Annotated in this window: 19 protein-coding genes and 1 tRNA gene; 10 read left to right on the top strand and 10 right to left on the bottom strand. The window is 71.2% G+C overall.

Annotation, left to right across the window (positions count from 1 at the left end):
• Positions 1–64: 64 nt before the first annotated feature.
• Positions 65–868, top strand: coding sequence for a type I methionyl aminopeptidase (gene map / locus AC3ANR_RS11370; protein ID WP_488288223.1), 804 nt, complete (start codon positions 65–67; stop codon positions 866–868).
• A gap of 4 nt (positions 869–872) precedes the next feature.
• Positions 873–3,494 carry a [protein-PII] uridylyltransferase gene (locus AC3ANR_RS11365; protein WP_488288222.1) on the top strand — a complete coding sequence of 874 codons (2,622 nt, stop codon included), beginning with the start codon at positions 873–875 and terminating at the stop codon, positions 3,492–3,494.
• 10 nt (positions 3,495–3,504) lie between these two features.
• Here the strand turns inward: AC3ANR_RS11365 and AC3ANR_RS11360 are convergent, their stop codons facing one another.
• Together AC3ANR_RS11360 and def are read right to left on the bottom strand one after the other, a co-directional pair.
• Entirely contained in the window at positions 3,505–4,113 is a 609-nt protein-coding gene (locus tag AC3ANR_RS11360; RefSeq protein ID WP_488288221.1) for a hypothetical protein, read from the bottom strand.
• A 370-nt stretch (positions 4,114–4,483) separates the two neighbouring features.
• Positions 4,484–5,023, bottom strand: coding sequence for a peptide deformylase (gene def / locus AC3ANR_RS11355; RefSeq protein ID WP_488288220.1), 540 nt, complete (start codon positions 5,021–5,023; stop codon positions 4,484–4,486).
• A 33-nt stretch (positions 5,024–5,056) separates the two neighbouring features.
• On the opposite strand from def, the gene AC3ANR_RS11350 reads away from it, so the two are divergent.
• Positions 5,057–5,479 (top strand): YbaN family protein, encoded by a 423-nt coding sequence (locus AC3ANR_RS11350; protein ID WP_488288219.1) that lies wholly within the window; start codon positions 5,057–5,059, stop codon positions 5,477–5,479.
• Here the strand turns inward: AC3ANR_RS11350 and ligA are convergent.
• The 4 genes from ligA to budC all read right to left on the bottom strand — a co-directional run bounded on the left by ligA (position 5,476) and on the right by budC (position 13,084).
• Complete coding sequence (gene ligA, locus AC3ANR_RS11345; protein WP_488288218.1) at positions 5,476–7,548, bottom strand: NAD-dependent DNA ligase LigA; 2,073 nt, start codon at positions 7,546–7,548, stop codon at positions 5,476–5,478. The two genes, AC3ANR_RS11350 and ligA, sit on opposite strands and share 4 nt — an antisense overlap.
• A gap of 11 nt (positions 7,549–7,559) precedes the next feature.
• A complete protein-coding gene (locus tag AC3ANR_RS11340) occupies positions 7,560–8,603 on the bottom strand; it encodes a cell division protein FtsZ (protein ID WP_488288217.1) in 1,044 nt (347 codons plus the stop codon).
• Positions 8,603–12,118, bottom strand: a complete 3,516-nt coding sequence (gene smc / locus AC3ANR_RS11335) for a chromosome segregation protein SMC (protein ID WP_488288216.1) — start codon at positions 12,116–12,118, stop codon at positions 8,603–8,605. Before smc ends, AC3ANR_RS11340 begins: the two co-directional genes overlap by 1 nt.
• 201 nt (positions 12,119–12,319) lie before the next feature.
• Entirely contained in the window at positions 12,320–13,084 is a 765-nt protein-coding gene (budC, locus tag AC3ANR_RS11330; protein ID WP_488288215.1) for a meso-2,3-butanediol dehydrogenase, read from the bottom strand.
• A gap of 105 nt (positions 13,085–13,189) precedes the next feature.
• On the opposite strand from budC, the gene dapC reads away from it, so the two are divergent.
• From dapC to AC3ANR_RS11300, 6 genes are all read left to right on the top strand, one after another.
• Positions 13,190–14,419, top strand: a complete 1,230-nt coding sequence (dapC, locus tag AC3ANR_RS11325) for a succinyldiaminopimelate transaminase (protein ID WP_488288214.1) — start codon at positions 13,190–13,192, stop codon at positions 14,417–14,419.
• Positions 14,416–15,240: a 2,3,4,5-tetrahydropyridine-2,6-dicarboxylate N-succinyltransferase gene (gene dapD / locus AC3ANR_RS11320; protein WP_488288213.1), complete on the top strand. Its 825-nt coding sequence runs from the start codon at positions 14,416–14,418 to the stop codon at positions 15,238–15,240. The genes dapC and dapD overlap by 4 nt, the downstream gene beginning before the upstream one ends.
• Positions 15,241–15,298: 58 nt before the next feature.
• Positions 15,299–16,459, top strand: coding sequence for a PilT/PilU family type 4a pilus ATPase (locus AC3ANR_RS11315; protein WP_488288212.1), 1,161 nt, complete (start codon positions 15,299–15,301; stop codon positions 16,457–16,459).
• Between the two features lie 7 nt (positions 16,460–16,466).
• A complete protein-coding gene (gene dapE, locus AC3ANR_RS11310) occupies positions 16,467–17,612 on the top strand; it encodes a succinyl-diaminopimelate desuccinylase (RefSeq protein ID WP_488288211.1) in 1,146 nt (381 codons plus the stop codon).
• 88 nt (positions 17,613–17,700) lie between these two features.
• A complete protein-coding gene (gene prmB, locus AC3ANR_RS11305; protein ID WP_488288210.1) occupies positions 17,701–18,567 on the top strand; it encodes a 50S ribosomal protein L3 N(5)-glutamine methyltransferase in 867 nt (288 codons plus the stop codon).
• Positions 18,564–20,525, top strand: a complete 1,962-nt coding sequence (locus tag AC3ANR_RS11300) for an ABC-F family ATP-binding cassette domain-containing protein (RefSeq protein ID WP_488288209.1) — start codon at positions 18,564–18,566, stop codon at positions 20,523–20,525. Before prmB ends, AC3ANR_RS11300 begins: the two co-directional genes overlap by 4 nt.
• A gap of 17 nt (positions 20,526–20,542) precedes the next feature.
• Here the strand turns inward: AC3ANR_RS11300 and AC3ANR_RS11295 are convergent, their stop codons facing one another.
• The 3 genes from AC3ANR_RS11295 to AC3ANR_RS11285 form a co-directional block, all read right to left on the bottom strand.
• A complete protein-coding gene (locus AC3ANR_RS11295; RefSeq protein WP_488288208.1) occupies positions 20,543–20,998 on the bottom strand; it encodes a hypothetical protein in 456 nt (151 codons plus the stop codon).
• 422 nt (positions 20,999–21,420) lie between these two features.
• Positions 21,421–22,161, bottom strand: a complete 741-nt coding sequence (locus AC3ANR_RS11290) for a S1 family peptidase (protein ID WP_488288207.1) — start codon at positions 22,159–22,161, stop codon at positions 21,421–21,423.
• Positions 22,158–22,520, bottom strand: coding sequence for a hypothetical protein (locus tag AC3ANR_RS11285; RefSeq protein WP_488288206.1), 363 nt, complete (start codon positions 22,518–22,520; stop codon positions 22,158–22,160). The genes AC3ANR_RS11290 and AC3ANR_RS11285 overlap by 4 nt, the downstream gene beginning before the upstream one ends.
• 188 nt (positions 22,521–22,708) lie before the next feature.
• On the opposite strand from AC3ANR_RS11285, the gene AC3ANR_RS11280 reads away from it, so the two are divergent.
• Positions 22,709–22,927 carry a hypothetical protein gene (locus AC3ANR_RS11280; RefSeq protein ID WP_488288205.1) on the top strand — a complete coding sequence of 73 codons (219 nt, stop codon included), beginning with the start codon at positions 22,709–22,711 and terminating at the stop codon, positions 22,925–22,927.
• A 52-nt stretch (positions 22,928–22,979) separates the two neighbouring features.
• Here the strand turns inward: AC3ANR_RS11280 and AC3ANR_RS11275 are convergent.
• Positions 22,980–23,055, bottom strand: a tRNA-Lys gene (locus AC3ANR_RS11275).
• Positions 23,056–23,076 lie beyond the last annotated feature (21 nt).

The following is a 23,076-nucleotide window of genomic DNA, read 5'->3' as shown; positions in this document are numbered from 1 at the left end:
GATTTTACCGGGCACCGTCGCGCGCTCCTGCGCCGGCGCGGGGCCTCTGGGATAATTCGCGCCCATGAGCATCACGTACAAGGACGCCGACGGCATCCAGGGGATGCGCACCGCGGGCCGCCTGGCCGCCGAGGTGCTCGATTTCCTCACTCCCCACATCAAGCCGGGCATCACCACGCGTGAGATCGACCGCCTCGCGGCCGAATGCATGGCCCGGCAGGGCTCGACCTCGGCCACGCTGGGCTACCAGCCGCCGGGCTACCCCCCCTACCCCGCCTCGCTGTGCACCTCGGTCAACCATGTCGTGTGCCACGGCATCCCGAACGACAAGCCGCTGAAGAAGGGCGACATCGTCAACGTCGACGTCACCGTCATCAAGGACGGCTGGTACGGCGACACCAGCCGCATGTTCATGGTCGGCGAGACCTCCATCGCCGCCAAGCGCCTGGTGGGCATCACCTACGAGGCGATGTGGCACGGCATCGTGAAGGTCCGGCCCGGCATCAAGCTGGGCGACATCGGCTTCGCGATCCAGCAGTTCGCCGAGAAGAACGGTTACTCGGTGGTGCGCGAGTTCTGTGGCCACGGCATCGGCCGCAACTTCCACGAGGAGCCGCAGGTGCTGCACTACGGCAAGCCGGGCACGCTGGAGGAGCTCAAGCCGGGCATGACCTTCACGATCGAGCCGATGATCAATGCCGGCCGCAAGGACGTGAAGGAGTTCGGCAACGACGGCTGGACCATCGTCACCAAGGACCACTCGCTGTCCGCCCAGTGGGAGCACACGGTGCTGGTCACCGAGACGGGCTACGAGGTGCTCACGCTCTCGGCCGGCAGCCCGCCGCCGCCGCCGTTCGTCAACGCCTGACGCCATGACCGCGGCCGCGCGCCTGGCGCCGCCACCCCCACCGGCCGCGGCCCTGCGCGAGCGGCTCAAGGCGCAGAAGGAAGCGGTCAACGCCTCGCTGCTGGCCCCGCGCACCACGCCGCGCGCGGTGCGGCCGCTGCTGCGGCGCCTGGCCCGGCACGTGGACGCCGCGCTGCGCGAGCTGTGGACGCGGGCCGGCTTCGCTCCCGGCTGCGCGCTGGTGGCGGTCGGCGGCTACGGCCGCGGCGAGCTGTTTCCGCATTCGGACGTCGACGTGCTGGTGCTCCTGCCCGACGGCGTGCAGGCCGATGCCGACGCGCCGCTGAAGCAGCGCCTGGAATCCTTCATCGGCAGCTGCTGGGACACCGGCCTGGAGATCGGCTCCAGCGTGCGCACCGTCGAGGAGTGCCTCGCCCAGGCCGGCGCGGACGTCACCGTGCAGACCTCGATGCTCGAGTCGCGCCTGCTCGCCGGCGACGCCGGCCTGTTCGAGCGCTTCCAGCAGCGCGTTCGCGACGGCATCGACCCGCAAGCCTTCTTCATCGCCAAGACGCTGGAGATGCGCCAGCGCCACACCAAGTTCGAGAACACGCCCTACTCGCTCGAGCCCAACTGCAAGGAGTCGCCGGGCGGGCTGCGCGACCTGCAGGTGATCCTGTGGGTGGCGCGCGCGGCCGGCTTCGGCACCAGCTGGGACGAGCTCGCGCAGCGGGGCCTGGCCACGCCGCTGGAGGCGCAGCAGATCCAGCGCAACGAGGCGCTGCTGGACCTGATCCGCGCGCGCCTGCATGCCATCGCGCGCCGGCGCGAGGACCGGCTGGTGTTCGACCTGCAGACCGCGGTGGCCGAGACCTTCGGCTACCAGACCGTCACCAGCGCCGACGGCCGCCTGGTGCAGCGCGCCAGCGAGGCGCTGATGAAGCGCTTCTACTGGGCCGCCAAGGCCGTCACGCAGCTCAACCAGATCCTGCTGCTGAACATCGAGGAGCGGCTGATCCCCGGCGGCAATGCGCCCGAGCCGGTGAACGCGCGGTTCCTGAACAAGGCCGGCATGCTGGAGGTGGCCAGCGACGACCTGTACCGGCGCGAGCCGCACGCGATCCTGGAGACCTTCCTGCTGTACCAGACCACGGTGGGCATCAAGGGCCTGTCGGCGCGCACGCTGCGCGCGCTGTACAACGCGCGCGAGGTGATGGACGCGCGCTTTCGCAACGACCCGGTCAACCACGCGACGTTCCGCGCCATGCTGATGCAGCCGGCGGGCATGACGCACGCGTTCCGGCTGATGAACCAGACGTCGGTGCTGGGGCGCTACCTGTGGCCGTTCCGGCGCATCGTCGGCCAAATGCAGCACGACCTGTTCCACGTCTACACGGTGGACCAGCACATCCTGATGGTCCTGCGCAACGTGCGGCGCTTCTTCATCGCCGAGCACGCGCACGAGTACCCGTTCTGCTCGCAGCTGGCCGCGGGCTACGACAAGCCCTGGGTGCTGTACATCGCCGCGCTGTTCCACGACATCGCCAAGGGCCGCGGCGGCGACCACTCGGAACTGGGCGGCGCCGAGGTGCGGCGTTTCTGCCGCCAGCACGCCATCGACCCGGGCGACTGCAGGCTGATCGAGTTCCTGGTGCGCGAGCACCTGACCATGAGCCGCATCGCGCAGAAGGAAGACCTGAGCGACCCGGCGGTGATCGCCGCCTTCGCGCGGCGGGTGGGCAACGAACGCACGCTCACGGCGCTGTACCTGCTGACCGTGGCCGACATCCGCGGCACCAGTCCCAAGGTCTGGAACGCCTGGAAGGGCAAGCTGCTGGAGGACCTGTACCGGGCCACGCTGCGGGCGCTGGGCGGCCACCAGCCCGACACCTCGGCCGAGATCGAGGCGCGCAAGCGCGACGCGCTGGTGCAGCTGCAGCTGCACGCGCTGCCGTTCGAGGCGCACAAGAAGCTGTGGGACACGCTGGACGTGGGCTACTTCATGCGCCACGACGCCGGCGAGATCGCCTGGCACACGCGCCAGGTCTCGCGCCACGTGGGCACCGCCAAGGTGGTTGTGCGCGCCCGGCTGTCGCCGGTCGGCGAAGGCCTGCAGGTGCTGGTCTACACGCCCGACCAGCCGGACCTCTTCGCGCGCATCTGCGGTTACTTCGACCAGGCCGGCTTCTCGATCCTGGACGCGCGCATCCACACGGCCCGCAACGGCTACGCGCTGGACACCTTCCAGGTCGTCACGGCCCTGCTGCCGGAGCACTACCGCGAGCTGGTGACCATGGTCGAATCGGGGCTGGAGCAGACGCTCGAGCGCGCCGGGCCCCTGCCGCCGCCCAGCCGCGGCCGCGTGTCGCGGCGCGTCCGCAGCTTCCCGGTCGCGCCGCGCGTGCAGCTCACGCCCGACGAGCGCGCGCAGCGCTGGCTGCTGTCGATCTCGGCCAGCGACCGGGTGGGCCTGCTGTACTCGGTGGCGCGCGTGCTGGCGCGCCACAAGATCAACCTGCAACTGGCCAAGGTGACCACGCTGGGCGAGCGCGTGGAGGACACCTTCCTGGTCGACGGCCCCGAGCTGCAGCAGAACCGCAAGCAGATCGAGATCGAGACCGAACTGCTGCAGGCGCTGGCCGCCTAGGGGCGGCGGGTCAGCGCCGCGCCGGCGCCGGCAGGAACACGCGGGGGCCGCCCGAGGCCTGGTACTGCGTCCAGGCCGTCAGGAAGACCATGGCCATGAAGCCGGTGGCCACCAGGGCCGGATAGGCGGCCATGATCTCGCCCAGCGAGTACTTCCAGTTCAGCGGCCTCCCCACGCCCAGCATCGCGGCATAGAACCAGGACACGCCGGATACCGTGCCCACGAACATGGCCAGCAGGCGCTGGCCGAAGGTCAGGCGCATCAGCGCGCCCGCGCGCTGCAGCAGCGGCAGCACCTTGTGGTGCAGGACCACGCCGTTGATCGTGAGCAGTGCCACGATCGCGATCTTGGACTGCAGCTTGGGATTGGCGAGCACCTGCGCGCCCTTGGCCCAGACGTCCATCGCCACCAGGCCGGAGCCGGTGAGCCACAGCACCAGCAAGGCCCGCACGAGGGTCTTGTGCAGGCCGCCGATGTAGCGTGGGTCGAGCGTCGCCGCATCGCCCACCAGCAGGCGCTTGACCATGTCCAGGTCGCTCATGAAGACGAGGCCGATCGCCACGCAGCATGCGAGCAGGTGCAGGTACACCACGCCCATTCGAGCCAGTTCAACATCCATCCGTCCAGTCCTTCTCTGTGTAGGTGTCGGAATCCGCCCCTCCGGCGGTCCGGGGCCGCGGCGCGTGCGCCAGGCCCGGCGTCCACTGTGGACAACGCGGGCGCTTCATTCCGCGTCGCTTTGCAACCTCCTGTTGAGCTGCCACCGGCGGCAGCCGCCCCGTTCCGGTGCACGGCCCGGGCTTTTCCTGCTGAGGCAAGGGGTTGCGAGCCGGGGCCGGCACGAAGGGCCGGGCTACGCGGTTCGGTGCTGTTACACGAGTGACGGTGTGCGCCAGCCGCGCCGGGGCACGGGCAGCAGGGATGGCGTGGTGGCGGTGTGCCGGCGGCGCCCTGGCCGGCTCACGCCGCCGGCGCGGGCGAGTCGGCCGTCAGTCGTCCTGGCCCGCGTCCAGCCCGGGGAACAGCACCTCGGTGAAGCCGAACCTGGTGAAGTCGCGCACCCGCATCGGGTACAGCTTGCCCAGCAGGTGGTCGACCTCGTGCTGCACCACGCGCGCATGGAAGCCGTCCACCGTGCGGTCGATCGGGTCGCCATAGGGATCGAAGCCCGTGTAGCGGATCCGCTTCCAGCGCGGCACGACGGCGCGCAGGCCGGGGACGGACAGGCAGCCTTCCCAACCCTCCTCCTCCTCGTCGCCGATCGGGGTGACCACGGGATTGACCAGCACGGTGCGCGGCACCGGCGGCGCGTCGGGGTAGCGCGGATTGCGCGCGTCGGTGCCGAAGATCACCACCTGCCGGTCCACGCCGATCTGTGGCGCGGCCAGGCCGGCGCCATCGGCGGCGCGCATGGTGTCGACCATGTCGGACACCAGCAGGTGCAGGTCGTCGGTGTCGAACCCGGTCACCGGCTGCGCCACGCGCAGCAGGCGCGGGTCGCCCATCTTCAGGATGTCTCGGACTGCCATGCCCGGAGCATAGCGGCACGCGACAATCGACCGATGCCCCTGCCGCCCCCGGACGACGACCTGACGCCACTGCGCTCGCCGCGGGTGGTGCGCGTGCTGTTCGGCGTGCTCGCGGCGGTCAACCTGGTGCTGGCGGTGATCGGGCTGATCCTGCCGGTGATGCCCTCCGTGCCGTTCATCCTGCTGGCCGCCTGGGCAGCGTCGCGCAGCTCGCCGCGGCTGGAGCGGTGGCTCGTGAACCACCCCTACATGGGCCGCCACATCGTGGCCTGGCGCCAGGGCGGCGTGGTGCCGCGCCGTGCCAAGTGGGTCGCCACGGTGATGATGAGCGGCAGCGCCAGCGGCATGCTGCTGTTCGTCGGCCCGCGCTGGTTCGTGCTGGCCACCATCGGCGTGATGGCCGCCGCCGCCGCCTGGCTGTGGCAGCGGCCCGAGACCGCGCCCGAGGGCCGCTAGGAGCGCTCGCCCGCGAGCAGGCGGCGCAGCCCGTCCTCGTCGAGCACCGGCACGCCCAGCTCCTGCGCCTTGTCCAGCTTGCTGCCGGCCTCGGCCCCCGCGACGACATAGCTGGTCTTCTTGCTGACCGAGCCCGCCACCTTGGCGCCGGCCGCCTCGAGCAGGTCCTTGGCCTCGTCGCGGCTGAGCGTCGGCAGCGTGCCGGTGAGCACCACGGTGCGGCCCGCGAGCGGCTTGGGCACCCGTTCGGCCGGCTCGCCCTCCTCCCACCGCACGCCGCAGGCGCGCAGCTGCTCGACCACCTCGCGGTTGTGCGGCTGGGCGAAGAAGGTGTGGATGCTCTCGGCCACCACCGGTCCGACATCGGGCACTTCCAGCAGCTGCTCGGCGCTGGCGTCCATGATCGCGTCGAGGCCGCCGAAGTGCCGCGCGAGGTCGCGCGCGGTCGCCTCGCCGACATGGCGGATGCCCAGCGAATACAGGAACCGCGGCAGCGTGGTCTGCCGCGACCGGTCCAGGCCGGCGAGCAGGTTCTGCGCCGACTTCTCGCCCATGCGGTCCAGCGCCACCAGGTTGGCCAGGCCCAGGCGGTACAGGTCGGGCAGCGTCCTGACCACGCCGGCGTCCACCAGCTGGTCCACCAGCTTCTCGCCCAGGCCCTCCACGTCCATCGCCCGCCGCTGCGCGAAATGCAGCAGGGCCTGCTTGCGCTGCGCGCCGCAAAACAGCCCGCCCGTGCAGCGGTAGTCGGCCTCGCCCTCCTCGCGCACGGCCTCGCTGCCGCAGACCGGGCAGTGGCGCGGCATGCTGAAGGCGGCGGCGCCCTGCACGCGCTTCTCGGGCACCACGGCCACGACCTCGGGAATCACGTCGCCGGCCCGCCGCACGATGACCGTGTCGCCGATGCGCACGTCCTTGCGCCGCGCCTCGTCCTCGTTGTGCAGCGTCGCGTTCGTCACCGTGACGCCGCCGACGAACACCGGCGCCAGCCGCGCCACCGGCGTCAGCTTGCCGGTGCGGCCCACGTAGACGTCGATGCTCTCGACGGTGGTGAGCTGCTCCTGCGCCGGGAACTTGTGCGCCACCGCCCAGCGCGGCTCGCGCGTGACGAAGCCCAGGTGCTTTTGCAGCGCCAGGCTGTTGACCTTGTAGACCACGCCGTCGATGTCGAACGGCAGCTGGTCGCGCCGGGCGCCGATGTCCTGGTGGAAGGCCACCAGCTGGTCGGCGCCGCGCGCCACCTTCGTCTCGGCGGAGACGGGCAGGCCCCAGCGCCCCAGGGCCTGCAGCAGCTCGTACTGCGTGGCGAACGCCGGGCCGCCCTGCTCCGGCGGCGTCATCTCGCCCCAGCCGTAGGCATAGAAGCTCAGGGGCCGCTGGCGGGCGATCGCCGGGTCGAGCTGGCGCACCGCGCCGGCCGCCGCGTTGCGCGGGTTGACGAAGGTCTTCTCGTTCCTGGCCCCGCGGGCGATCTTCTCGCGCTGCAGTTCGTTCAGCCGCTCGAAGTCGTCGCGCCGGATGTAGACCTCGCCGCGCACCTCGAGCACCGGCGGCACGTCCCGGCCATGCAGCTTCAGCGGGATCTGGCCGACCGTGCGGATGTTCTGGGTGACGTCCTCGCCCACCTCGCCGTCGCCGCGGGTGGCCGCCTGCACCAGCACGCCGTGCTCGTAGCGCAGGCTGATCGCCAGGCCGTCGAACTTGAGCTCGGCGACGTATTCGACGGGCGCATCGCCCTCCGCCAGGCCCAGCTCGCGGCGCACCCGGGCGTCGAAGTTGCGCGCGCCCGATGCCTCGATGTCGGTCTCGGTGCGGATCGACAGCATCGGCACCTTGTGGCGCACCTTGGCAAAGCCCTCCAGCACCGCGCCGCCGACGCGCTGCGTCGGTGAATCGGGCGTGAGCAGCTCGGGGTGCCGCGCCTCCAGCTCCTGCAGCTCGCGGAACAGGCGGTCGTACTCCGCGTCCGGGATCTCCGGCGCGTCGAGCACGTAATACTGGTGGGCATGGTGGTGCAGCAGCTCGCGCAATGCGTCGATGCGCTCCTGCACGCGGGGCGAGGCGGTCATGGGCCGCGACCTTAGCTGAAAAGGCGGCGAGCCAGCACCGAGCCGGCCGCGAGGTCGCGCGACTCGAGCGTGTCGTACAGCTTCTCGAGGTCGGCGCCGATCACGTCCAGGCCCTCGGCGCGGATCACCTGGCCGTCGTCGTCGGTGATGACGCCGTCCATGCCGGCGGCGAGCGCGATGGCGGCGTCGCGCATGCGCACGAAGGGCTGCTCGGCGCGGTGCACCTGCGGCACGTCCAGGCTGAGGGTGACCTCGCGGATGGCCGCCTGGGTCGGGTCCTCCGACAGCGCGGCCTGGGTGTCGAACGACAGCACCAGGATCGGCGGATGGCCCGGCTGCGCGGCGGGCAGCACCATGCGGCCGGGAATCGCGCCGGCGACGAAGCCCAGGCGGGCCGCGTTCTGGTGCACGTAGCCCGGGCTCCAGGCGGCCTGGCGGGCCCGCAGCGTGAAGCCCAGCTGGGCGTCGTGCCCGCCGGCGAACTGGTCCAGTTCGCGCGCGCGAGCCACCTCGTGCAGCATCTCCGGGAACTCCGGCGAGCCGTTGATCGCATCGGCGAAGGCCTGGGCCTTGACCACGAACTCGGAGAACTCGATCTCGTTGAGCGCGCCCACCCGGTTGGCCAGCTGCACGCCGGCCTGGAAGCCGACGTAGCGCTGGCCGGGCTGCGGCGTCTCCCACTGCTGGGTGCGCTCGTTGATGCCCTCGACCGCGAACGGCTTGCTGCCGGCGCGGCGCGTGGCCGGCAGGGCCGCCAGGGCGGCTTCGCCGGAGACCGGGCCGTCGACCGCGATCGGCGCCAGCGCGTCGATCAGGGCGTCGAGGCCGGGCTTCTTCTCGGGCATCGGCATGGGCAGCGGCGGCTCGCTGTCGACGCCGAACGGCGCATCGAAAGCCGGCTCGACGGGCGCCGCCTCGGCGGCCGGTTCCTCGCGGCGCTCGGCGACCTCGGCCTGGCGCGGGGTGAACCGCCGCGCGGTCCAGGCGTTCCAGCCGACGACGACCACGAGCACCACGCCCCCGAGGACGCCCAGGCCGATGGTGAAGTCGCTCATCAGGCGGCCTCGGCCATCGACACCGCGGATTCCATGTCCACGGCCACGATGCGCGAGACGCCCTGCTCCTGCATGGTCACGCCGATCAGCTGCTCGGCCATCTCCATCGCGATCTTGTTGTGGCTGATGAACAGGAACTGGGTCTCCTTGCTCATGCTGGACACCAGCTTGGCATAGCGCTCGGTGTTGGCGTCGTCCAGCGGCGCGTCCACCTCGTCCAGCAGGCAGAACGGCGCCGGGTTGAGCTGGAAGATGGCGAACACCAGCGCGATCGCGGTGAGCGCCTTCTCGCCGCCCGAGAGCAGGTGGATGGTCTGGTTCTTCTTGCCCGGGGGCTGCGCCATCACCTGCACGCCGGAGTCGAGGATCTCGTCGCCGGTCATCATCAGCCTGGCGTTGCCGCCGCCGAACAGCTCGGGGAACATGCGCCCGAAGTGCTCGTTGACGGTCTTGAAGGTGCCGGCCAGCAGCTCGCGCGTCTCGCCGTCGATCTTGCGGATGGCGTCCTCCAGCGTGGTGATGGCCTCGGTCAGGTCGGCCGTCTGGGCATCGAGGAACTGCTTGCGCTCGCGCGCGGTGCTCAGCTCCTCCAGCGCGGCCAGGTTCACGGCGCCCAGCGCGGCGATCTCGCGCTGCAGGCGGTCGATGTCGCCCTGCATGCCCGCCAGGCGCACGTTGCCTTCCTGCACCGACCTGGCCACCGCGTCCAGGTCGGCCTGGGCGTCGGCCAGCAACTGCGTGTACTGCTCCAGGCCCAGGCGCGCGGCCTGCTCCTTGAGCTGCAGGTCGGTGATGCGCTGGCGCAGCGGGTCGAGCTCGCGCTCCAGCTGCAGCCGGCGCTCGTCGCTGGCACGCAGCTTGGCCGTCAGGTCGTCGTATTCGCTGCGCTTGGCGCCCAGCGCCTGCTCGCGCGCGGACTTGAGCTCCAGCGCGCTCTGCAGGCCGGCCTGGGCCGCCGCATCGGTCAGGCGTGACAGCTCGGCATGGGCGCGCTCCTCCTCGGCGGCGATGGACTGGGCCTGCTGGGTGGCCGTCTCGATGGCGCGCTGCAGTTCGCCGCGCCGCGCCTCCAGCGAGCGCTGCGAGAACTGCGCCTCCTGCGCCTGGCGCTCCAGGCTGCGCTGCTGCTCGCGCGCCTGCGCCAGCTTGCGCTCGGCCTCGATCACGCGCTCGTCGAGCTGGGCATGGCGCTCCTGGCTGTCGGCCAGCTGCATGTCCAGCTCCTCGAAGCGGCCCTCGGCGGTGACGCGGCGCTCCTGCAGCTCCTCCAGCAGCGCATCGACCTCGGCCAGGTCGGCCGCGATCTGCTCGCTGCGCGCGCGGGTCTGCTCGGCCAGCTGCGTCAGGCGCAGCGTCTCGACCTGCAGCTCGTGGGCGCGGCCCTGGGTCTCGGCGGCCTCGCGGCGCGCCGTCACCAGGCGCTGCGAGGCGTCGGTGTAGGCCGCCTCGGCCCGCACCAGGGCGGAGCGGGCTTCCTCGGTGATCAGGACCTGGGCGCGCAGCTGCTTTTCCAGGTTCTCGATCTCCTGCTGGCGCGCGAGCAGCCCGGCCTGCTCGGAATCCTGGGCATAGAAGCTGACGCTGTGCGCCGTGACGCAGTGGCCGCCCTTGACGTAGACCGCCTCGCCCGGCTGGAGCCGGTCGCGCGCGGCCAGCGCGTCCTCGAAGGACGGCGCCGTGTAGCAGCCGTGCAGCCAGTCGGCCAGCAGCGCCTTCTGGCCCGCATCGTTCAGGCGCAGCAGGTCCGCCAGCCGCGGCAAGGCGCCGGCCGCCTCCGGCGCGCCGGCCTGCGGCGCGCTGTAGAAGGCCAGCTTGGCGGGCGGGGCGTCGCCGGCGAAGGCGCGCACCATGTCCAGGCGCGAGACCTCCAGCGAGCCCAGGCGCTCGCGCAGCGCCGCCTCCAGCGCGTTCTCCCAGCCCTGCTCGATGTGGATGCGGCTCCACAGGCCCTGCAGTCCGTCCAGGCCGTGCTTCGCCAGCCAAGGCTTGAGCTTGCCGTCGGTGCGCACCTTCTCCTGCAGCGCCTTGAGCGCCTCCATGCGGGCCGAGAAGTCGGCCTGCCGGTGACTCTCGGTGTTGACGGCCTGCTGCCTGGCGCGCCGATCCTCGTCGAGCTGGGGCACCTGCTCCTGCAGTTCGTGCAGGCGGGCGTCGGCCGTCTCGGCCGCTTCCTGGGCGGCTTCCAGCTGCTGCTGCAGGCTGGCCAGGCGCGCCTCGTCGGGCGCGGCGAGCGCGTTGCGGTCGGCGTCGAGGCGCTCGCGCCGCTGCGTCAGCTGGCGGCTCTGCTCCTCGATGTTGCGCTGGTCGGCGGCCAGCACCTGGATCTGCTGCTGCACGTGCGCGACGCCCGTGCGCTGTTCGGCCGCCTTGGCCTGCGCCTGCCGCAGCTGGTCCTCCAGGTCGGGCAGCGCCATCGACTGCTCCTCGACCTGGGCCGCCAGCAGCGTGGCCTGCTCCTCGGCGTCCAGCGACTGCCCCGCCAGGGTCTCGACTTCGGCGGCCGCATCGTCCTTGCGCGCGGCCCACTGCGCGGTCTGCTCCTTGAGCTGCTGCAGCCGCTGCTCGACCCGCTGGCGGCCTTCGACCACGAAGCGGATCTCGGCCTCGAGCCGGCCGACCTCGGCGCTGGCCTCGTACAGCTGGCCCTGGGCCTGGTTGACCTGGTCGCCGGCGGCGTAGTGGGCCTGGCGGATCGTCTCCAGCTCGTTCTCGACGTGGCGCAGGTCGGCCACGCGCGACTCGAGGGCGTTGACGGCCTTGTCGGCGTCCGACTTGATGCGCCCCTGGTCGACTTCGGCCTCGGCGCGCTTGAGGAACCACTGCTGGTGCTGCTTGAGCGTGACCTCGGCCTGCAGTGAGTTGTAGCGGGCGGCGACCTCGGCCTGCTTTTCCAGCTTGTCCAGGTTGGCGTTCAGCTCGCGCAGGATGTCCTCGACCCGCGTGAGGTTCTCGCGCGTGTCCGACAGGCGGTTCTCGGTTTCGCGCCGGCGCTCCTTGTACTTGGACACGCCCGCGGCCTCCTCCAGGAACAGGCGCAGCTCCTCGGGCTTGGATTCGATGATGCGGCTGATCGTGCCCTGGCCGATGATGGCGTAGGCACGCGGACCGAGGCCGGTGCCCAGGAACACGTCCTGCACGTCGCGCCGGCGCACCGGCTGGTTGTTGATGTAGTAGCTGCTGGTGCCGTCGCGCGTCAGCACGCGCTTGACCGCGATCTCGGCGAACTGGCTCCACTGGCCGCCGGCGCGGTGGTCGGCGTTGTCGAACACCAGTTCCACCGACGAGCGCGAGGCCGGCTTGCGGCTGGTCGTGCCGTTGAAGATGACGTCCTGCATCGACTCGCCGCGCAGCTCCGACGCCCGCGACTCGCCCAGCACCCACCGCACGGCATCCATGATGTTGGACTTGCCGCAGCCGTTGGGCCCCACCACGCCGACCAGCTGGCCGGGCAACATGAAGTTGGTCGGTTCGGCGAAGGACTTGAATCCGGAAAGCTTGATGGAATTGAGACGCACGACTGCAAGCCCGGTGAACGGTCGGAACGGGGGCGCCGACGGCGCCGGAAAGTGGCCCGCATGATAACTTGCTGAGCAGCAGCGCCCGGCGCCGCGCGGGGGGCCTGCCGCTTGCAACCACCGGTAAGAACGGGGCCGTTTTTCCGGCCGCCGCGGCGCGCGGAGGGCATGAGGCGGCTCATGCCGCGGGCGGCCCGCCGCTCACACCATCGACGGCTGGCCGTTGGACGCCGTGACGCCGCCGTCCACCGGCAGGCACACCCCGGTGACCATGGCCGCGTCCTCGCTGGCCAGGAACGCCACCACGCCGGCGATGTCGGCCGGCGTCGCCGGCCGCCCGAGCGGCATGCGCTCCATGAACCGGGCCACCAGCTCGGGGTCGCCCTGCATGTCCTCGGTCATCGGCGTGAGGGTGAAGCTGGGCGCCACGGCGTTGACCCGCACGCCGTCCTTGCCGTGGTCCAGCGCGAGCGCGCGGGTGAAGTTGACGATGGCGCCCTTGGAGGCGTTGTAGAACGACAGGCCCCAGTCGCCCCCCAGGCCCGACACGGACGCCATGTTGACGATGCAGCCTCGGCTCTTGCGCAGGTGGGCAATGGCCGCGCGGCAGCCGTGGAACACGCCGCCGGCGTTGGTGGCCATGGTCGCCTCCCAGTCCTGCAGCGACGCCTGGTCGACCTGGCCCTCCGGCGCGATGCCGGCGTTGTTGACCATCACGTCCAGGCGGCCGAACCGGCGCACCGCGGCCTCGACCAGCGCCTCGACCTGGCTGTACTTCGCGACGTCCGTGACCTGCACCAGCGTGCGCTCGGGCGGCAGCGTCGCGGCCACGCGATCCAGCTTGTCCTGGGTCCGGCCCGCCAGGACCACGTTCGCCCCCTCGGCGCTGAAGCGCCGCGCGATGCCTTCGCCGATGCCCGAGCCCGCGCCCGTGACGACCACCACCTTGTCCCGGAACCGTTCCATGGCCTGACCCCTTCCCGCCGCGCCGAAAAAGCAGCCAGCATCGGGCCTGGCGGCCCCGGCGTCGATCAGCGGGTTCCTACAGCGTGCACGCGATAATCGGCACCCATGAATCCCCTCCTCGACCGGCTGCAGCCCTACCCCTTCGAGCGGCTGCGGCGGTTGTTCGCGGGCGTGACCCCGAACCCGGCCCACGCGCCGATCAGCCTGGGCATCGGCGAGCCCAAGCACCCCACCCCCGCGTTCATCAAGCAGGCGCTGGCGCAGGCGCTGGAGCAGCCGGGCTCCGACCTGGCGGCCTATCCGCCCACGATCGGCACGCCCGCGCTGCGACAGGCGTTCACCGGCTGGCTGCAGCGCCGCTATGCGCTGGCGCTGGACCCGGCCACCCAGGTGCTGCCGGTCACCGGTTCGCGCGAGGCGCTGTTCGCCTTCGCGCAGACGGTGATCGACCCGGGCCGTCGCGCGGGTGGGCAGCCGGTCGTCGTGTGCCCCAATCCGTTCTACCAGATCTACGAGGGCGCGGCCCTGCTGGCGGGCGCCGAGCCGTACTACGCCCCGTCCGACCCCGCGCGCAACTTCGCGGTCGACTGGGACAGCGTGCCCGAAGCCGTGTGGTCCCGTACGCAGCTGGTGTACGTCTGCTCGCCGGGCAATCCCACCGGCGCCGTGATGCCGCTGGACGAATGGCGCAAGCTGTTCGCGCTGTCGGACCGGCACGGCTTCGTGATCGCCTCCGACGAGTGCTACAGCGAGATCTACTTCCGCGACGAGCCGCCGCTGGGCGGGCTCGAGGCGGCCGCCAGGCTCGGGCGCGAGGGCTTCCCGCGCCTGGTGGCCTTCACCAGCCTGTCCAAGCGCAGCAACGTGCCCGGCCTGCGCAGCGGCTTCGTGGCGGGCGATGCCGCGCTGCTCAAGGCCTTCGCGCTGTACCGCACCTACCACGGCAGCGCGATGGCCCCGCCCGTGCAGGCCGCCAGCATCGCCGCCTGGGGCGACGAGGCGCACGTGGTGGACAACCGCGCCCAGTACCGGCGCAAGTTCGCCGAGGTGACGCCGGTGCTGGCCGGGGCCCTGGACGTCAGGCTGCCCGATGCGGGCTTCTACCTCTGGGCCGGCGTGCCCGGCGGCGACGACGAGGCCTTCGCCCGCGACCTGCTGGCTCAATACAATGTCACCGTCCTGCCGGGCAGCTACCTCGCCCGGGAGAGCGGCGGCCGCAACCCCGGCGCCGGCCGCGTGCGCATGGCCCTGGTGGCACCAACCGCCGAATGCCTGGAAGCCGCGCACCGCATCGTCCAATTCGTCCAGAACCATCCCAGCTCCAACCGCCCATGACCGCACAGCTGCAGCAGACCATCGACACCGCGTGGGACAACCGCGCCAGCCTCTCGCCCCAGTCCGCCCCGAAGGAGGTGACCGAGGCCGTCGAGCACGTCATCGCCGAATTGAACAACGGCCACCTGCGCGTGGCCACCCGCCAGGGCGTGGGCCAGTGGACGGTGCACCAGTGGATCAAGAAGGCCGTGCTGCTGTCGTTCCGCCTGAGCGACAACGCGGTGATGAAGGCCGGCGACCTGGCGTTCTTCGACAAGGTGCAGACCAAGTTCGCGCACCTGACGCCCGAGGAGATGGCGGCCACCGGCGTGCGCGTGGTGCCGCCGGCCGTCGCGCGCCGCGGCAGCTTCATCGCCAAGGGCGCGATCCTGATGCCCAGCTACGTGAACATCGGCGCCTACGTCGACGAGGGCACCATGGTCGACACCTGGGCCACCGTGGGCTCGTGCGCGCAGGTCGGCAAGAACGTGCACCTGTCCGGCGGCGTGGGCCTGGGCGGGGTGCTCGAGCCGCTGCAGGCCAACCCGACCATCATCGAGGACAACTGCTTCATCGGCGCCCGCTCGGAGATCGTCGAGGGCGTGATCGTCGAGGAGAACTCGGTCATCTCGATGGGCGTGTACATCGGCCAGAGCACCCCGATCTACGACCGCGCCACCGGCGAGACGACCTATGGCCGCGTGCCGGCCGGCTCGGTCGTGATCTCCGGCAGCCTGCCGCGCGACGGCGGCCGCTACAACCTGTACGCGGCCATCATCGTCAAGCGGGTGGACGCGCAGACGCGCGCCAAGACCAGCCTGAACGACCTGCTGCGCGACTGACGACGAGGGGCCGGCTCCGCGGGGCCGGCGCAAGAACATGACCGGGAAGGAGTGACCAATGAGCACGATGGAGCGCATCCTGCGGCTGATGGGCGAGAAGAAGGCCTCGGACGTCTACCTGTCGGCGCACGCCCCGGCCATGATCAAGATCAACGGCCAGTGCCTGCCGATCAACAACCAGCTGCTGCCGCCCGACGCGCCCAAGGCCCTGCTGGCCGAGGTGCTGCCCGCGCGCCGCATGAGCGAGCTGGAGGAGACCGGCGAGCTGAACATGGCGCACGCGATCGAGGGCGTGGGCAACTTCCGCTTCTCGGCGATGCGCCAGCGCGGCAGCTACGCCGCGGTGATCCGCTACATCACCACCGAGATCCCGCCGCTGGAGTCGCTCAACGTGCCGCTGATCCTGGGCGACCTGATCATGGAAAAGCGCGGCCTGCTGCTGATGGTGGGCTCCACCGGCGCCGGCAAGAGCACCACGCTGGCCTCGATGATGGACCACCGCAACGAGAAGGCGGCCGGCCACATCCTGACCATCGAGGATCCGGTCGAATTCCTGTTCAAGAACAAGAAGTCGGTGGTCAACCAGCGCGAGGTGGGCAGCGACACGCAGTCGATGCAGACGGCGCTGAAGAACGCGCTGCGCCAGGCCCCCGACGTCATCCTGATCGGCGAGATCCGCGACCGCGAGACCATGTCGGCCGCCATCGCCTACGCGCAGTCGGGCCACCTGTGCCTGGCGACCATGCACGCCAACAACAGCTACCAGGCGCTCAACCGCATCCTGTCCTTCTACCCGGTCGAGGTGCGTCCCACCATGCTGGGCGACCTGGCGGCGGCGCTCAAGGCCATCGTCTCGCAGCGCCTGCTGCGCACCGTGCACGGCGGGCGCACGCCGGCGGTGGAGGTGATGCTCAACACCAAGCTGGTGTCGGAGCTGATCGAGAAAGGTGACTTCTCGGGCGTGAAGGAGGCTATGGAGAAGTCCATGGCCGAGGGCTCGCAGACCTTCGAGCAGGCGATCGCCAAGCTGATCGTCGAGGGCGTCGTCGACCGCAAGGAGGGCATCGCCAACGCCGACTCGCCCACCAACCTGCAGTGGCGCCTGCAGAACGACTTCGGCGGCGGCAACGCGAATGCGCGGCCCGAGGACGGCGCGAGCGAGGAGGACCTGGCCGACGAGCCGTCCTTCACCGAGATCACGCTCGACGTGAAGCATTGAGGCCGGCTTGCAGGCGCTCTACCTCACCGAACAGCTGATCGCCCGCCGGTCCGTCACCCCCGACGACGGCGGCTGCCAGGACGTGCTGCGCGCGCGGCTCGCGCCGCTGGGCTTCGCCTGCGAGACCATCGCCAGCGGCCCCGACAGCTTCCGCGTCACCAACCTGTGGGCCAGGCGCACCGGCCGCTCGCCGCGCACGGTCGTCTTCGCGGGCCACACCGACGTCGTGCCCACCGGCCCGCTGGAGCAGTGGAGCAGCGACCCGTTCATGCCCACCCACCGCGACGGCAACCTCTATGGCCGCGGCGCGGCGGACATGAAGACGTCCATCGCCGCCTTCACCGTCGCCGTCGAGGAATTCCTCGCCGCGCACCCGGACCCGGCGCTGTCCATCGCACTGCTGATCACCAGCGACGAGGAAGGCCCGTCGGTGGACGGCACGGCGGTGGTGTGCGAGCGCCTCAAGGAGCGCGGCGAGCGCCTCGACTGGTGCATCGTCGGCGAGCCCAGCTCGGTCGAGCGGCTGGGCGACATGATCAAGAACGGCCGCCGCGGCAGCCTGTCGGGCAAGCTCACCGTGCGCGGCGTGCAGGGCCACATCGCCTATCCGCAGCTGGCCAGCAACCCGATCCACCTGGCGATGCCGGCGCTGGCCGAACTGGCGGGCCTGGCCTGGGACGCCGGCAACGCGTTCTTCCCGCCCACGAGCTTCCAGGTGAGCAACATCCATGCGGGCACGGGCGCGACCAACGTCATCCCCGGCACGCTGGTGGCGGACTTCAACTTCCGCTTTTCCACCGAGTCCACCCCCGAGGGCCTGCGCGCGCGGGTGCACGAGGTGCTGGACCGCCACGGCCTCGACTACCGGCTGGACTGGGTGCTCGGCGGCCAGCCGTTCCTCACCCCGCCGGGCGAGCTGGTCGACGCCATGCGCGAAGCCATCCGGGGCCAGACCGGCATCGAGACCGAGCTGTCCACCACCGGCGGCACCAGCGACGGCCGCTTCATCTCCCGCATCTGCCCGCAGGTGGTGGAGTTCGGGCCGGTGAACGCCACCATCCACAAGATCGACGAACACGTGCGGGTGGCCGACATCGAGCCGCTCAAGGACATCTACCGCCGCACGCTGGAAGGACTCGAGGCGCGCGCCTAGCCTGCGAAGGCGGGCCCGCCCCGCCAGCCAGGCCCATTTCCCTTGCCGCCATCGGATGCCGGAGCGCCTCCCGCATCACACTCACCCCATGACCCTGATCGATCTCATCGAAGACTGTGCCGCCCGGCTGGACGCCGCCGGCGTCGCCTTCGGCCACGGCACCACCAACGCATTCGACGAAGCCGCCTGGCTCGTGCTGTGGAAGCTCGGGCTGCCGCTCGATGCGCTGGACGCCCACGCCGCCGACAGCGTGGCGCCCGAGCGCGCCGCCGCCGCCCTCGCGCTGGTGCAGGAACGCATCGCCAGCCGCCGCCCCGCCGCCTACCTCACGGGCGAGGCCTGGCTGCAGGGCGTGCCGTTCCATGTCGACGAGCGCGCCATCGTGCCGCGCAGCTTCATCGCCGAGCTGCTGGCCGACGGCGCCATCGACCCGTGGCTGTCCGACCGCACGCGGCGCGTGCTGGACCTGTGCACCGGCAACGGCAGCCTGGCCGTGCTGGCCGCCATGGCCTGGCCCGACGTGCAGGTGGACGCCGCGGACATCTCGGCCGACGCGCTCGAGGTCGCGCGCCTGAACGTCGGGCGCCACGGCCTGCAGGACCGCATCCGGCTGCTGCAGTCCGACGGCTGGCAGTCGGTGCAGGGCCCGTACGACCTGGTCCTGTGCAACCCGCCCTACGTCAACAGTGCCAGCATGGCCGCCCTGCCCGCCGAATACCGCGCCGAGCCCGGCATCGCGCTGGCCGGCGGCGCCGACGGCATGGACTTCATCCGCGGCCTGCTCGCCGGCGCGCCGGCGCACATGGCGCCCGAGGCCGTGCTCGTGCTGGAGATCGGCAACGAGCGCGAGCATTTCGAGCGCGCGTTCCCGCGCCTGGAGGCGGTGTGGCTGGAGACCAGCGCCGGCGCCGACCAGGTGCTGCTGCTCACCCGCGAGGCGCTCGTCCAGCCATGATCAGCCTTCGCAACCTCACCCTGCGCCGCGGCGCCAAGGTGCTGCTGGACAGCGTCTCGGTCACGCTCAACCCGGGCGAGAAGGTCGCCCTGGTGGGGCGCAACGGCGCCGGCAAGTCCAGCGTGTTCGCGCTGTTCAACGGCACCCTGCACGAGGACGCCGGCGAGTTCTCGCTGCCCGCGCAGTGGCGCCTGTCGCAGGTCGCGCAGCACATGCCCGAGAGCGACGAGAGCGCCACCGACTTCGTGCTGGGCGGCGACACGCGGCTGATGGAACTGCGCGACGAGCTGGCGCAGGCCGAGGTCGAGGGCGACGGCATGCGCATCGCCCACGCGCACTCGGACCTGGCCGACGCGGGCGAGCACGACGCCGTGCCGCGTGCGCAGGCGCTGATCCTGGGCCTGGGGTTCCAGGTGCACGAACTCTCGCAGCCGGTGAACAGCTTTTCCGGCGGCTGGCGCATGCGGCTGCAGCTGGCGCGCGCGCTGATGTGCCCGTCGGACCTCTTGCTGCTGGACGAGCCCACCAACCACCTGGACCTGGACGCGCTGGTCTGGCTGGAGGCCTGGCTGCAGCGCTACGCCGGCACCATGATCGTGATCAGCCACGACCGCGAATTCCTGGACGCGGTGACCACCGTCACGCTGCACATCGAGAACCAGAAGCTCACGCGCTACGGCGGCAACTACAGCGCCTTCGAGACCCTGCGCGCGCAGCAGCTGGAGCTGCAGCAGGCGTCGTTCGCGCGCCAGCAGGAGAAGGTCGCGCACCTGCAGAAGTTCATCGACCGCTTCAAGGCCAAGGCCAGCAAGGCCAAGCAGGCGCAAAGCCGCGTGAAGGCGCTCGAGCGGATGGAGCGCATCGCGCCGGTGCTGGCCGAGGCCGACTTCACCTTCGAGTTCAAGGAGCCGGCCAACCTGCCCAACCCGATGCTCGCCATCAGCGACGCCGTGCTCGGCTACGGCGACAAGGTGATCCTGTCGGGCGTCAACCGCTCGGTGCTGGCCGGCCAGCGCATCGGCATCCTCGGCGCCAACGGCCAGGGCAAGTCGACGCTCGTGAAGACCATCGCGCGCGAGATCTCGGCCCTGTCCGGCACGATCACCGAAGGCAAGGGCCTGCACATCGGCTACTTCGCGCAGCAGGAACTGGACGTCCTGACCCCCGAGTCGAACCCGCTGGAACACATGATCCGTCTGGCGCGCGACGTCGGGCCGCAGGCGCGCGAGCAGGAGCTGCGCAACTTCCTGGGCAGCTTCAACTTCACCGGCGACATGGTGGCGCAGGCCGTGGGCACCATGAGCGGCGGCGAGAAGGCACGCCTGGTGCTGGCGATGATCGTCTGGCAGCGCCCCAACCTGCTGCTGCTGGACGAGCCGACCAACCACCTGGACCTCGCCACGCGCGAGGCGCTGTCGATGGCCCTGAACGAGTTCGAGGGCACCGTGATGCTGGTCAGCCACGACCGGGCGCTGCTGCGCGCCGTGTGCGACGAGTTCTGGCTGGTGGGCGGCGGCCGCGTGGGCCCGTTCGACGGCGACCTCGACGACTACCAGCGCTACCTGCTGGACGAGGCCAAGCGGCTGCGCGAGCGGGCGCGGCTCGAGACCGCGGCCGCGGCCGCGGCGCCGCAGGCCGCCCCGGCATCCGCGCCCGCTCCCGCGCCGGCACCTGCCGCCAGTCCGCAGGAGCAGCGCCGCCTGGACGCCGCCACGCGCCAGCAGCTCGCCACGCGCACCAAGCCGCTGAAGAAGGAGCTCACCCAGGTCGAGGCCCGGATGGCGAAGCTGCAGGGGGACAAGGAGGCGCTGGAGCGCGAGCTGTCCAGCCCGCTGCCGCCCGCACAGATCGCCGAGGCCGGCAAGCGCCTGAAGCAGGTGACGCAGGAGCTGGAGCAGGCGGAGGAGCGCTGGCTCGCCCTGTCCGGCGAGATCGAGGCGCTGGAGACGCAGGGCTGAGGCCCGGCGCCTCAGCCTCAGTGGCTGAGCGCCTGGCGCGCGAGCTCGCGCAGCACCGCCTGGTTGTCCAGCAGGCGCGCGGCCAGCCGGGCGCCGTGGCGCAAGGTGCGCAGCTTGCGCTCGACCTGGGCCGGGTCCACCTCCGCGACGAAACCGCAGAGGCTGCCGTGCACGCGCCCGTCGGGCAACTTGACCTGCACTTCCAGCAGCTGGCCGCCGGCGGACGTGCCGCTGGCCTGCCCCGTCGCCACCGCGGCCGCCGGCCCGTGGCTCAGCGCCTCGACCACGCGGAAGCGCCGCGCGCCCTCGCTGTAGTGGTGCACGAACACCACGTCCATGCCCGTCTGCTCACGCAGCATGCCCAGCACGACCTGGATGGCCTGGTCGGCCAGCGGCGCCACGCCGGGTTGCCCCGCCACGCGCAAGGTGCTGGCGGCGGACGAATCGGGGGGCAAGGGAAGGACGGCGGACATGGGCTGGCTCGACAACGCAGCGGATCGTAGCCAGCGGCCTGCCGCGCTCTGTGCCCGCGGGTAACAACAGCCGAGCTACGGAAACACCACCGACGCGTCGCGCGGTGCGCGCCTTCCCTGCGCACGAGCCAGCCGGGCCGCGCGCTGCCCAGGGACCCTGACCGGCGGCTGAACACAATGGCTGAGCATGGTTACGTTTGCGACGCGGCGCCTACCAGTTCAACAGCTTGGTGACGTGCACCGCCCGCAGGTCCGGCGTGCTCAAAAAAGAGGCACTCTGTCGAAAGCGAATGTCCACGCCACTTTGCCTCGCACACCCAAGGCTTCCTCACAGAGTTGTCCACAGCGGCTGTGGGTGACCTCCTACACGCGGGCGGGAAGATCTCCTGCGAATGGGGGATGCGCCGGCGCCGGCGCGCTGCTCACGCCGGACCAAGGCCGGGCGCGGGAGCGGTCAGCGTCAGCAGGATGTCGGCGTACCAGGCGCAGTTGAGTCCCAGCGACTCGTCCTCCGCGGCGTTCCGGGTGCCCATGTCGAGCCGGGACGAGTGGATGCCCAGCAGCGACCAGGGCATGGGCGACGGCGTGCCGCGTCGCATCACCACGGGCGCCCCGCTCGCGCCCCGGTGCATCCTGGCATCGGTGAGGAAGTAGCCCTGGCCCTGGAACCGGACGCCGAAGGCCGAGGCGACGATCGCCTGCCGCGCGACCGGCAGCTGGTGGACGGTGTCGTAGAACCCGAGCGGAAAGCCCACCAGCACCAGCGAAGCCCCGACCTCCACGCCGGAAAAGTCTGTCAGCAGGTGGCTGGGATCGAAGGCGCTCAGGACCGCCGGCTCCGGCAGTTGGGACGGCGGGATCTCGAGCACCGCCACGTCCACGTCGCCGGCCGAGTCCCGGCCCTGCACCCACAGGGCCCGGCCGCCCGCGTAGAGCGGCAGCGACACCAGGGCCGTGCGGCTCAGGTTCTCGCGATCCGCGTGGATCCGGATCTCGATGCGATCCGGGTGGTGGCCGGACGGCGGATCGCTGAAGACGTGCCGGCTCGTGACCAGGAACAGCCGGCCGTCGCGGCGGAAGAAGAAGCTCGAGCCGGCCGTGAGCGGGCGCTGGCCGTCGAAGGTCAGCACGCGCGCGACGCTCAGGAGCAGCGGCTCGATCAAGGCGGTGTCGCCGAGCCCGCTTCGGTCAGCGCGTAGTTGAGGAGCAGCCGTGTCGCGCGGTCCCGCTCCTCCACGGCCGTGCGCCACGCGTCCCAGGCCGCCTCCGAGAACGCGGGGTCGCCCGGCAGCGCGACCACGCCGTCCCAGGCCGCGCGTTCGGCGTCCAGGGCCTGCACGTAGGCGCGTGACAGTTCGTCGCTGGCGTCGCTGCTTCGCGCCTGCGGCGACGGCTCGCCGTGCGGTGGGTAGGCTTCGACGGGCCGGTGGCCCTCGCCGGCCGCCGACTGCTGCGTCTGCCGCAGCGCGGCCTCGTCGCGGCCGGCGCGGTCGGTCATCTCGCGGTCACGGATCCTGCTCATGGAAATGGAATCGTTGGTCGGCCCCCATGATGCCCCGCCAACCGCCCCGATGCAGCGGCGCGCCGCCCCGGTGCACAAAGTGTTTCCATCAGCGCGCCGGCGCGCTCCGCGCCCCGGGCGCACCATGGGCCGAGCCGGCTGCGGACCGCAAGCCGGCGTCCCAGACACCCACTGAAAGGCGCCACGCCATGAGAGCCACCGAACTGCGAGCGGTCCACAAGGTGATCCGCGGGGACATCCTGCAGATCTCCAACGACGACCGGTTCTTCGAGGTCATCGGGATCGAGCGCCGCACCCGCACCCCCGACGCGCGCTACAAGGTCTCGCTGCGCTCGCTGGACGAGCGCGCGACCGTCACCCTGGTGCGCGCCGGCCGCGAGGTGGTGCTGGCCGTGCCGCACGCCTAGCGCGCGGGCAGAAAAAAAGGGCCAGCCGATGACGGCTGACCCTTCGAATTTTTGGTAGGACGTACAAGATTCGAACTTGTGACCAACGGATTAAAAGTCCGCTGCTCTACCAACTGAGCTAACGTCCCACACGCTTCTTGCTGATCGAT

The sequence above is a fragment of the Ramlibacter sp. JJN2-2R genome (assembly GCF_057747835.1).
Note: the sequence above shows the minus strand (reverse complement) of the source record. Positions and strands in the feature narration are given on the sequence as shown.

Excerpts from the sequence above, each read along its gene's own strand:
- map (WP_488288223.1), top strand. The coding sequence starts at position 65 with ATGAGCATCACGTACAAGGACGCCGACGGCATCCAGGGGATGCGCACC.
- AC3ANR_RS11365 (WP_488288222.1), top strand. The coding sequence starts at position 873 with ATGACCGCGGCCGCGCGCCTGGCGCCGCCACCCCCACCGGCCGCGGCC.
- AC3ANR_RS11360 (WP_488288221.1), bottom strand. The coding sequence starts at position 4,113 with ATGGATGTTGAACTGGCTCGAATGGGCGTGGTGTACCTGCACCTGCTC.
- def (WP_488288220.1), bottom strand. The coding sequence starts at position 5,023 with ATGGCAGTCCGAGACATCCTGAAGATGGGCGACCCGCGCCTGCTGCGC.
- AC3ANR_RS11350 (WP_488288219.1), top strand. The coding sequence starts at position 5,057 with ATGCCCCTGCCGCCCCCGGACGACGACCTGACGCCACTGCGCTCGCCG.
- ligA (WP_488288218.1), bottom strand. The coding sequence starts at position 7,548 with ATGACCGCCTCGCCCCGCGTGCAGGAGCGCATCGACGCATTGCGCGAG.
- AC3ANR_RS11340 (WP_488288217.1), bottom strand. The coding sequence starts at position 8,603 with ATGAGCGACTTCACCATCGGCCTGGGCGTCCTCGGGGGCGTGGTGCTC.
- budC (WP_488288215.1), bottom strand. The coding sequence starts at position 13,084 with ATGGAACGGTTCCGGGACAAGGTGGTGGTCGTCACGGGCGCGGGCTCG.
- dapC (WP_488288214.1), top strand. The coding sequence starts at position 13,190 with ATGAATCCCCTCCTCGACCGGCTGCAGCCCTACCCCTTCGAGCGGCTG.
- dapD (WP_488288213.1), top strand. The coding sequence starts at position 14,416 with ATGACCGCACAGCTGCAGCAGACCATCGACACCGCGTGGGACAACCGC.
- AC3ANR_RS11315 (WP_488288212.1), top strand. The coding sequence starts at position 15,299 with ATGAGCACGATGGAGCGCATCCTGCGGCTGATGGGCGAGAAGAAGGCC.
- prmB (WP_488288210.1), top strand. The coding sequence starts at position 17,701 with ATGACCCTGATCGATCTCATCGAAGACTGTGCCGCCCGGCTGGACGCC.
- AC3ANR_RS11300 (WP_488288209.1), top strand. The coding sequence starts at position 18,564 with ATGATCAGCCTTCGCAACCTCACCCTGCGCCGCGGCGCCAAGGTGCTG.
- AC3ANR_RS11295 (WP_488288208.1), bottom strand. The coding sequence starts at position 20,998 with ATGTCCGCCGTCCTTCCCTTGCCCCCCGATTCGTCCGCCGCCAGCACC.
- AC3ANR_RS11285 (WP_488288206.1), bottom strand. The coding sequence starts at position 22,520 with ATGAGCAGGATCCGTGACCGCGAGATGACCGACCGCGCCGGCCGCGAC.
- AC3ANR_RS11280 (WP_488288205.1), top strand. The coding sequence starts at position 22,709 with ATGAGAGCCACCGAACTGCGAGCGGTCCACAAGGTGATCCGCGGGGAC.